Source organism: Lysobacter sp. CA199 (genome assembly GCF_052078715.1).
Lineage (GTDB): Bacteria > Pseudomonadota > Gammaproteobacteria > Xanthomonadales > Xanthomonadaceae > Lysobacter.
In genome coordinates this window covers 1-8,234 of sequence record NZ_JBQJIL010000028.1, presented here as the reverse complement: position 1 = coordinate 8,234, position 8,234 = coordinate 1, and the positions used below count along the sequence as shown (strand labels likewise).

Genomic DNA, 8,234 nt, shown 5'->3' with positions numbered 1-8,234 from the left:
TTCCGGAGTAAATCGCTGTGTGCTCATGGTCTTCCTCCTATGCTCGGATCATAGGCCGGAAATGTCTATATTTCCCTGGACAGTCCAATCATAGGCCGGAAATGTCTATATTTCCCTGGACAGTCCATAGACATGCTACCCCTGTCCACTAAATCCTGGTAACTCCAATCGCCGCTCAAGGGCGTCTATCGGGTGCACGCCGAGGTCGGCTCAACGCGCGATGGCCTGGCGAGCTGGCAGAAGGCCAGCCACATCTTCGATTTTAAGAACGGGCTGCTAAGGACGGAGACCAGCGATGAACTGGTGACTGAGAGCGGCGATTACCTGCTGGTGGAGTGACATGGCGAATCTCAGACTATCCCAACTGCCGGCGGCGAGGGCGCTGACCGGCGATGAAGTCGTACCGGTGGTGCAAGGGGGCCAGACCCGGCGAACCACCGCCGCCGCGGTGGCCGATGCGCGCAGGGGCGCGTGGGTAGCGCCGACGCTCAACGCGCCTTGGGCCAACTTCGGAGACGTGTTTGCTCCGGTTGGCTATCGAAAGGACGGTAGCCGCGTGCAGTTGCGGGGCGTGATCAAGGGTGGCGCAGGCGAAACGGTGGCCTTAGTGTTACCCGCTGCCTTCCGTCCATCTGCGCAGTTGATCATGACGACGCTGAGCGATGCAGGAGCGCCCACCCGGATCGATGTTCGAACGAGTGGGGAGGTGTTCGTGGGGCTGCCGCCCAGCGCGCAGGTTGCATGGCTAACGCTGGACAACATCAGCTACTGCACGGATCAATGAAGAAAGGGAGGGGCTTTGCCCCTCCCTTGCGACTAAAGCCCTGAAACGTAGTGATCAGCCATCAACTTCTGCTGCCACCCTTTACATTGCCGTCCGTTCTAGCGCTCACCTGTCACAGCTCAAAGTCGTGACAAGCTGAATCGGCGTCTTCCTGGGAGGAAACTTCCAGCTTTCCACGCGAGCTCTGGCCCGCACGTCGCACTTTACGTTCTTCGACGATCTCTTAAATCTGGCGTCGGAGACCTTGCCATCCGGCGAGACCGTAAACTCAATCTTTACTGCAGAAACGGAGGTTGGAACAACCTTTGCGCCGCCTCTATTAACGGGTGTTGGCGCAGGCTCCTTCGAACTCACCAGCGAAAGTAGATCAACGGTGGGGGCTTTGCTCCACGAAACCTTTCCGGAATGCTTGCCCACAAGGATTTTATCCTTGTCGGGCGACCCATCGATTCCCGTACGAGCAGTGATTTGCCAATGAGAGTTCTCACTAACGGGTGCATCTGTCGTGCCACAACCGCCTATGTGCCGCTCACAATAGAACAGAGCGATCGCGCCAGCTTGTTTCTCCGTAACTCCAGCTTTCAGATCGATCGAGCCGACCTCGTCTGCCAAATCCCGTTCTACTGTTTTGATCTCTTGCGCGTTTGCGATAGTGCAAACGCAGAGCATCAGAGCTGCTAATGCCGTTCTCATCAGTTCACCTGTGCATGTAAGGGCGCTGGTTTTTCGCCACGCGCTTCATGGTTGAAAAACGTCACTTCTTAGGCGGGGTGGCGGCCACCGGGGCCAACTGCGTGGTGGGCAGGTATGCATTGCGCAGCGGGTAGCCAAAATCCTTGCGAGTAGGGTTTTCGACAAACTCGACGTTGTCGCCAAGCATATTGGTCCCGCCGACATTTCCTGGCCCTGAGTATGCTGACCCGTCTCGATTGGTCGACGCGCTGCACCGCCAACCGAGCAGATTCTCGGAATTGGATGACTTACTGCGGTTTAAGACTGTTGTCCGATCTCCCGGATCTTCGTTTGAAGCACCAGACGATCCAAAGCTTCAGCCTTGAGCGCCAACAAAAGAGAGATACGGTGCTGTAGCAGGCGCATCGCGTTGGCGAACGCCTTATGGACCTGCTCAGGAGTGCCGACTGCTTCCGCGGGATCTTCAATGCCCCAGTGTGCAGTGACTGGCGTTCCCGGCCACAAAGGACAACTTTCCCCAGCGGCGCGATCACAGACCGTGATTACGAGGTCCATTTCTGGTGCACCGGGCAAGGCGAACTCGTCCCAAGCCTTGCTGCGTAATCCATCCGTCGACAACCCAACCTCGGCCAGCACCTCAAGCGCGACGGGGTGCACTTCTCCACGCGGATGGCTCCCTGCGCTGTAGGCGCGTAGGCGCCCGTGACTCAACTGATTGGCTAAAGCCTCCGCGAGAATGCTTCGGGCAGAGTTGCCCGTGCACAGAAACAAAACGTTGTACTGGCCGTTCATTGGTTGCTCCAGGAGAGAGGCTGTGTAATCAGGCGCGTGCGCCGTACCAGCCCTTGGACGAGTTGACGATGCGTACCACCGAAAGCATCACGGGAACTTCCACCAGGACACCCACGACCGTCGCCAGCGCGGCGCCGGAATGCACACCGAATATCCCCACGGCTGCGGCGACGGCGAGTTCGAAGAAATTACTGGCGCCGATCAGCGCCGACGGTCCTGCCACGCAATGGGCGACGCCGAGCTTGCGGTTGAGCCAATACGAGACGCCGGAATTGAAGTACACCTGGATCAAGATCGGCACCGCGAGCATTGCGATGATGGCCGGCTGCGCGACGATCTGCTTGCCTTGGAAGCCGAACAGCAGCACCAGCATCAGTAGCAGGGAACTGAGCGAAATCGGTCCCAGACGACTGAGGAGTGTCTGCAACGCCGCTTCGCCACCCCGCGCCAGCACGACTTTGCGCAAGACCGCCGCGATCAGTACCGGAACCACGATGTAGAGCCCCACCGATAGCATCAACGTCGACCACGGCACCGTGATCGAAGAAATCCCCAGCAGCAGCCCCACGATCGGTGCGAACGCAATCACCATGATCAGATCGTTGAGCGCGACCTGGCTCAGGGTGAACTCCGGGTCGCCGTCGCACAGGTTGCTCCAGACGAACACCATCGCCGTGCACGGCGCTGCCGCCAACAAGATCAAGCCAGCGACGTACGAATCCAGTTGCTCGGCCGGCAAATAACCAGCGAACACGTGGCGGATGAAGATCCAGGCCAGCAAGGCCATCGAAAACGGCTTCACCGCCCAGTTAACGAACAACGTGACGCCGATACCGCGCCAATGCCGTTTCACCTGTCCCATCGCGGCGTAGTCGATCTTCAGCAGCATCGGGATGATCATCAACCAGATCAGCACCGCTACAGGCAGATTGACCTTGGCGACCTCGGCCGCGCCCAGCGTGGCGAACAGTCCGGGGAAGAGATAGCCCAGTCCGGTACCGACGATGATGCAAGCGAGCACCCACCAAGTGAGATTGCGCTCGAATGAACCCATCCGACGCGACAGCGACTGATCACTGTGAGTTTCGGCTACCGAACTCATCGTGCAATCGCTCCCTTACGCTTGGCCGCCTTCGCCTGCACCGGAGCACAAGCCGCCGGCGCGCATTGAGCTGCATCGCCACCGCAGCAGTTACGGGTCAAGAACTCAATCAACCCGTTCATCGCGTCGAAGTTCGCCGTGTAACAAACGAAACGCCCCCTGGATTCGCCGTGGATCAGGCCGGCGGCACTGAGTTCCTTGAAGTGGAACGACGCCGTCGCACCAGGAAGTGAGAGCGCCTCGGCGATGTCGCCCGCCATCCGGCCGTCTCGGCCCGCCTCGACCAGCAAACGAAAGATCGCCAACCGGGTGGCGTGCCCCAGGGCCGAAAGTGCGGTAGTTGCGTTTTGTATTTCCATGTTTCTAGAATAGACGAAAGGAAGTCGATGTCAACCGGGCCCCTGGCCCACTCTTGGAGACGGAAAGATCACGGTTATGCCGATGTCATGCGCCCGTCCTAGCTTAAAGATCCACATTTGCAGAAATGTGGAAACTTTCATGGACGCCACATCAAGGAGACTGCGATGAGCAATCTGAGCACGACGCATGACGCACGCGTGGAGCAAGTGCAGGACTATTACGGCAAGACGTTATCGACCAAAGACGATCTGGTGACGAACGTCTGCACGGTCGACACGGCCCCGCCCCAGCACGTTCAGGATGTGCTGAAACTGATCCACCCCGAAGTCCTGGCCCGCTTCTACGGCTGTGGCACGCCGTTTCCTCCTCACCTTGCCGGCGCTCGCGTGCTCGACATCGGCTGCGGATCGGGTCGTGATTGCTTTGTGCTGTCCAAGCTGGTGGGGCCATCGGGCCATGTGGTCGGCGTGGATGCCACCGCGGAGCAGATCGAAACGGCCCGTCGGCACATCGATTTCCATAGGGACGCTTTTGGCCACGCACAGGCGAACGTCGAATTTCACCAAGGCCGTATCGAGTCCTTGGAAGAGATCGGGCTCGCCGACGAGAGCTTCGACATCATCGTCTCCAACTGCGTCATCAATCTGGCCGAGGCGAAGACGCAGGTGCTGGAAGGAATGATGCGGCTGCTGAAGCCCGGCGGCGAAATCTATTTCGCTGACATCTTCTCTGACCGACGCCTGCCGGACGAACTGAAGCACGACAGTCAGTTGGTTGGCGAATGCATCGGAGACGTGCAGTACTACGAGGATTTCGTTCGCCTGATGCGTCAAGTCGGCTGCAATGATGTCCGCGTTATCTCCAGCTCGGTCAAAACTATCGCCAATCCGCAGATCGAGGCGCGGCTCGCCGGCGCCACGCTGTACTCCATGACGTTGCGAATCTTCAAACTCGAACTTGAGGATCGCTGCGAAGACTACGGCCAGGCGGCCGTCTATCGCGGCACGCTGCCCGATCATGCCAATCGTTTTGAGCTCGATACCGGACACCGTTTCGAGACCGGGCGGATCGTTCCGGTCTGCCGCAACACGGCCGAGATGCTGACGCTGAGCCGCTATGCCGAATTCTTTGACGTGCTGGGCAACGGTCGGACCCATTACGGCCTGTTCGATTGCTCACCCACTGCTAAGGCCTCAACCACAGGCTTGGGACCGCAATCTGCGGCCGCCAACGCCGTCGGCTGTGGCTGCTGAGTATTGCCTCTAGAGAGATTGCGAACACGATGAGCCTGCCAGACCTTCCCAACCTGTCCGTCGATGCGATTGATTACCCCACCATGGAAAAGCTGTCCTTGAAGGGGTCCGCGCATCCGCCGCGCATCTTGATCTTGTACGGCTCGCTGCGTCCGCAATCCTTCAGTCGCAAGCTGGCACTGGAGGCCGAACGGATCCTGCAGTTGCTCGGCGCTGAGACTCGGGTATTCGATCCACACGAGCTGCCGTTACTGGATAGCGTAGGCGCAGATCACCCCAAGGTTCAACAACTGCGCGAGTGGTCGATGTGGTCCGAAGGCCAGGTCTGGGTCAGTCCTGAGCGGCACGGCAGCCCCACCGCGGTGTTCAAAAACCAGATCGACTGGTTGCCGCTTGAGGAAGGTGGCATGCGGCCGACGCAGGGACGGACATTGGCGGTCATGCAGGTCTGTGGTGGGTCGCAGTCCTTCAATGTCGTCAACGCTCTGCGTCTTTTGGGTCGCTGGATGCGCATGGCGACCATCCCGAACCAATCGTCGGTAGCTAAAGCTTGGCAGGAGTTCGACGAGCACGGGCGCATGAAGCCGTCGGCCTATTACGAGCGGGTCGTCGATGTGATGGAGGAGTTGTTCAAGTTCACGCTGATGATCCGCGATCGCAGCGATTACCTGACCAGCCGCTACAGCGAACGCAAGGGCAACCAAGAGGCGGCGGCGCTCGCCGCTGCCTCCGGCGCCGCCCCGCCATTGACCGCGATCACGGCACCTGTGCCGGCGAAAGAGTCCAGCGCCAAGGCAACGGCTTGATACCTGCCAACCACTCTAGGAATAAAATATGGAAGTGACCATTTACCACAACCCCGCCTGCGGCACCTCGCGCAACACACTGGCACTGATCCGGCATGCGGGCATCGAACCTCAGGTGATCGAGTACTTGCAGCACCCGCCATCGCGTGATCGTTTGATCGGTCTTATCCGCAATGCGGGCCTCACGGTTCGCGAAGCAGTGCGAGAAAAGGGAACGCCTTATCAAGAGCTGGGTCTCGACAACCCGGAACTGTCCGATGACACGTTGCTGGACGCGATGATCCGCGAGCCGATCCTGATCAACCGCCCCTTGGTCGAAACCCCGATGGGCGTGCGCCTGTGCCGCCCTTCCGAGGTCGTTCTCGATCTCTTGCCCCCTGTCACCAAGCCTTTCATCAAGGAAGACGGCGAAGTCGTGATCGATGAATCTGGCCGGTATGTTCGTTGAACTTGATGGATGCGAGTGCCATGCCGGTGCGTGACATCGACTGCAACGAGTTATGCAAGCGCCCCGGGCAGATCAAATGACCGGGAGGAGTCGGCTTGGATCGTTCGTGGATGCCTCATGGGTAGTGCGGCCGATGCGGCGACCAGGGACAGGAGGGGCTATTGGGGGACAAGAGGGGATCAAGAGAGTTAGCCCCGAGTTGCCGTGGGCGCGCCAAACTCCCAGACTCAACTTTTTCTACGCCTCGTCGCAACGACGAAAAAGGCCTTATTTCCGAGGCTTTTGGCGTTTTCCATTGGTCGGCGAGTTATCCACAGAGGGGCTGTTTGGCGATTTTTTCGCCTCTCTCGTGCCCTTTTTCTCCAAGCCATTGGTCGGCCGACCATTGCTCGCCCCTTAAAATTCAGGCACTTACGAAGGGCGGTTTTTTTGACCTTTTGACCCCAAGAAGACATCAAAACCGCTTGATCCGACCAATGACGCCGGCTCGGGGCAGGCGGAATCAATTACCGCGAGCGTAATGGCGCGATAGAGTGTCTGAGCGCAACGGCGCCGAGAAGCAAGTCATCGATCGACAGGGAAAATGTTGAATGAATGTATCGACGAGGTTAGCCAAGAAGAAGTCCGGCGAAGAATGGTCCTGGCTACGAAAAGCCGGAGCTCTATACGTGCTGATAACTGGCTTGGCAAGCTCTTGGGTGGCAGTAGCCGCAGAGCGCGAAAAATTTCCGGGCTTTGTAGTGCATCCCCACGAAGGCGACGGGCCGGAATTTGAGTTCTCATCCGCCTACGCTACGTCCGCATCGCCGGTAGTTATCAAGGTGGTAGGACGAAAGATGAAGGAGTCCGACGCGGAATTCCGCACGAGCCTGCAGAAGCACTGGCTAGCCGGGAACGTGCCCCGCGCAGCAGAACTGCGAATGCGTGAACAGGTTCTCTGCGACTTCGGCTCAGGCAGAGGGCGGTGTGACAGATATGAGTTTGAGCCTGGCGGTGATGAGCATTCGTACTATTTCTACCTCAACAACTGGAAATAGGTAACCGCGCTTCGCACCGCTGCCGCTTCGCGCCTACGAGACAAAAGCTAAGTGGCAGTCCGCTTGACTATTTCCATCGCACCCGAAGCCGCTTCGCGGCTCGGTTTAGTTCAAGTGTTAGACCTCACATAGGAGTTGTCGATGGGTATGGCAGCATGCTTCGCCGCAGTCACTCCCGCAACTGCGGAGCGACTTACGTCGAACCCTGATCAGGTCGAGGAATACCTGTTCCCTGACGGCGGGGAGCCTGAAAATTACATCGATGTAGATAAGGCATGGCACGGGATCCACTACCTACTCACTGGCTCGGCAGATGAGAGCGTGCCGCCCCTCTCGTGGGCTGTAATGGGTGGCACGGAGATTGGTGAAGACATCGGCTACGGCCCAGCTCGCATACTCACAACCGAGCAGGTCAAGCAAATTGCTGAGGCCCTGCCAAATGAAGATGACTTCAAGGCCGCTTATGCCCCAGAGGCTATGGAAGCTGCGCAGATTTACCCGGATGTAATTTGGGTCAGAGACGGTCAAGAATCACTTGATTACCTGGTGGAGAACTACCGTGAGCTAGTTGCTTTCTACCGCGCTGCAGCTACGCGAGGGGACGGAGCCATACTTTGGCTCTGCTAGGTGTTAGGTCCAACAATTCACTGAAGCCGAAGCCGCGTCGCGGCTCGGCTTCGTTTAGCCGCTTGGCCACACAGTAGCTTTATGGAAATTTTCGATGAGTACGAGCCCAAAGATGGCCTGCCCGATCCCGCTGCGTTGGCGCTGATCGCAGCTCTGAGCCCCCATCAAATTCAGGCCATTGGACTGTCCAGGGAAATATAGACACTTCCGGCCTATGATTGGACTGTCCAGGGAAATATAGACATTTCCGGCCTATGATCCGAGCATAGGAGGAAGACCATGAGCACACAGCGATTTACTCCGGAATTCAAGCAAGAAGCGGTTCGGCAAAT

The 8,234-nt window shown here is 58.3% G+C and carries 11 protein-coding genes; 7 read left to right on the top strand and 4 right to left on the bottom strand.

Annotation, left to right across the window (positions count from 1 at the left end):
* Positions 1 to 192: 192 nt before the first annotated feature.
* Both ACTOWJ_RS29250 and ACTOWJ_RS29245 read left to right on the top strand, forming a co-directional pair.
* Positions 193 to 339: a hypothetical protein gene (locus ACTOWJ_RS29250; protein ID WP_441338162.1), complete on the top strand. Its 147-nt coding sequence runs from the start codon at positions 193 to 195 to the stop codon at positions 337 to 339.
* Position 340: 1 nt separating this feature from the next.
* Positions 341 to 784 (top strand): hypothetical protein, encoded by a 444-nt coding sequence (locus ACTOWJ_RS29245; RefSeq protein WP_441338161.1) that lies wholly within the window; start codon positions 341 to 343, stop codon positions 782 to 784.
* A gap of 105 nt (positions 785 to 889) precedes the next feature.
* On the opposite strand, the gene ACTOWJ_RS29240 is transcribed toward ACTOWJ_RS29245, so the two are convergent.
* From ACTOWJ_RS29240 to ACTOWJ_RS29225, 4 genes are all read right to left on the bottom strand, one after another.
* Positions 890 to 1,477 carry a TonB family protein gene (locus tag ACTOWJ_RS29240; RefSeq protein ID WP_441338160.1) on the bottom strand — a complete coding sequence of 196 codons (588 nt, stop codon included), beginning with the start codon at positions 1,475 to 1,477 and terminating at the stop codon, positions 890 to 892.
* A 297-nt stretch (positions 1,478 to 1,774) separates the two neighbouring features.
* Complete coding sequence (locus tag ACTOWJ_RS29235; RefSeq protein WP_441338159.1) at positions 1,775 to 2,269, bottom strand: arsenate reductase ArsC; 495 nt, start codon at positions 2,267 to 2,269, stop codon at positions 1,775 to 1,777.
* 28 nt (positions 2,270 to 2,297) lie between these two features.
* Complete coding sequence (gene arsB / locus ACTOWJ_RS29230) at positions 2,298 to 3,323, bottom strand: ACR3 family arsenite efflux transporter (RefSeq protein ID WP_441338163.1); 1,026 nt, start codon at positions 3,321 to 3,323, stop codon at positions 2,298 to 2,300.
* Positions 3,324 to 3,367: 44 nt separating this feature from the next.
* On the bottom strand, positions 3,368 to 3,730 hold the full coding sequence (locus tag ACTOWJ_RS29225) for an ArsR/SmtB family transcription factor (protein ID WP_441338158.1): 363 nt from the start codon (positions 3,728 to 3,730) through the stop codon (positions 3,368 to 3,370).
* Between the two features lie 165 nt (positions 3,731 to 3,895).
* Between ACTOWJ_RS29225 and ACTOWJ_RS29220 the strand changes: the two genes are divergently transcribed.
* From ACTOWJ_RS29220 to ACTOWJ_RS29200, 5 genes are all read left to right on the top strand, one after another.
* Complete coding sequence (locus tag ACTOWJ_RS29220) at positions 3,896 to 4,984, top strand: methyltransferase domain-containing protein (protein WP_441338157.1); 1,089 nt, start codon at positions 3,896 to 3,898, stop codon at positions 4,982 to 4,984.
* Positions 4,985 to 5,013: 29 nt separating this feature from the next.
* Positions 5,014 to 5,790, top strand: coding sequence for an arsenical resistance protein ArsH (gene arsH / locus ACTOWJ_RS29215; RefSeq protein WP_441338156.1), 777 nt, complete (start codon positions 5,014 to 5,016; stop codon positions 5,788 to 5,790).
* Between the two features lie 28 nt (positions 5,791 to 5,818).
* Positions 5,819 to 6,238 (top strand): arsenate reductase (glutaredoxin), encoded by a 420-nt coding sequence (arsC, locus tag ACTOWJ_RS29210; protein WP_441338155.1) that lies wholly within the window; start codon positions 5,819 to 5,821, stop codon positions 6,236 to 6,238.
* Between the two features lie 590 nt (positions 6,239 to 6,828).
* Positions 6,829 to 7,275 (top strand): hypothetical protein, encoded by a 447-nt coding sequence (locus tag ACTOWJ_RS29205; protein WP_441338154.1) that lies wholly within the window; start codon positions 6,829 to 6,831, stop codon positions 7,273 to 7,275.
* Between the two features lie 141 nt (positions 7,276 to 7,416).
* Positions 7,417 to 7,902 carry a YfbM family protein gene (locus ACTOWJ_RS29200; RefSeq protein WP_441338153.1) on the top strand — a complete coding sequence of 162 codons (486 nt, stop codon included), beginning with the start codon at positions 7,417 to 7,419 and terminating at the stop codon, positions 7,900 to 7,902.
* Positions 7,903 to 8,234 lie beyond the last annotated feature (332 nt).

Excerpts from the sequence above, each read along its gene's own strand:
- arsC (WP_441338155.1), top strand. The coding sequence starts at position 5,819 with ATGGAAGTGACCATTTACCACAACCCCGCCTGCGGCACCTCGCGCAAC.
- ACTOWJ_RS29240 (WP_441338160.1), bottom strand. The coding sequence starts at position 1,477 with ATGAGAACGGCATTAGCAGCTCTGATGCTCTGCGTTTGCACTATCGCA.
- ACTOWJ_RS29200 (WP_441338153.1), top strand. The coding sequence starts at position 7,417 with ATGGGTATGGCAGCATGCTTCGCCGCAGTCACTCCCGCAACTGCGGAG.
- ACTOWJ_RS29245 (WP_441338161.1), top strand. The coding sequence starts at position 341 with ATGGCGAATCTCAGACTATCCCAACTGCCGGCGGCGAGGGCGCTGACC.
- ACTOWJ_RS29205 (WP_441338154.1), top strand. The coding sequence starts at position 6,829 with ATGAATGTATCGACGAGGTTAGCCAAGAAGAAGTCCGGCGAAGAATGG.
- ACTOWJ_RS29225 (WP_441338158.1), bottom strand. The coding sequence starts at position 3,730 with ATGGAAATACAAAACGCAACTACCGCACTTTCGGCCCTGGGGCACGCC.
- ACTOWJ_RS29220 (WP_441338157.1), top strand. The coding sequence starts at position 3,896 with ATGAGCAATCTGAGCACGACGCATGACGCACGCGTGGAGCAAGTGCAG.
- arsB (WP_441338163.1), bottom strand. The coding sequence starts at position 3,323 with ATGGGTTCATTCGAGCGCAATCTCACTTGGTGGGTGCTCGCTTGCATC.
- ACTOWJ_RS29235 (WP_441338159.1), bottom strand. The coding sequence starts at position 2,269 with ATGAACGGCCAGTACAACGTTTTGTTTCTGTGCACGGGCAACTCTGCC.
- arsH (WP_441338156.1), top strand. The coding sequence starts at position 5,014 with ATGAGCCTGCCAGACCTTCCCAACCTGTCCGTCGATGCGATTGATTAC.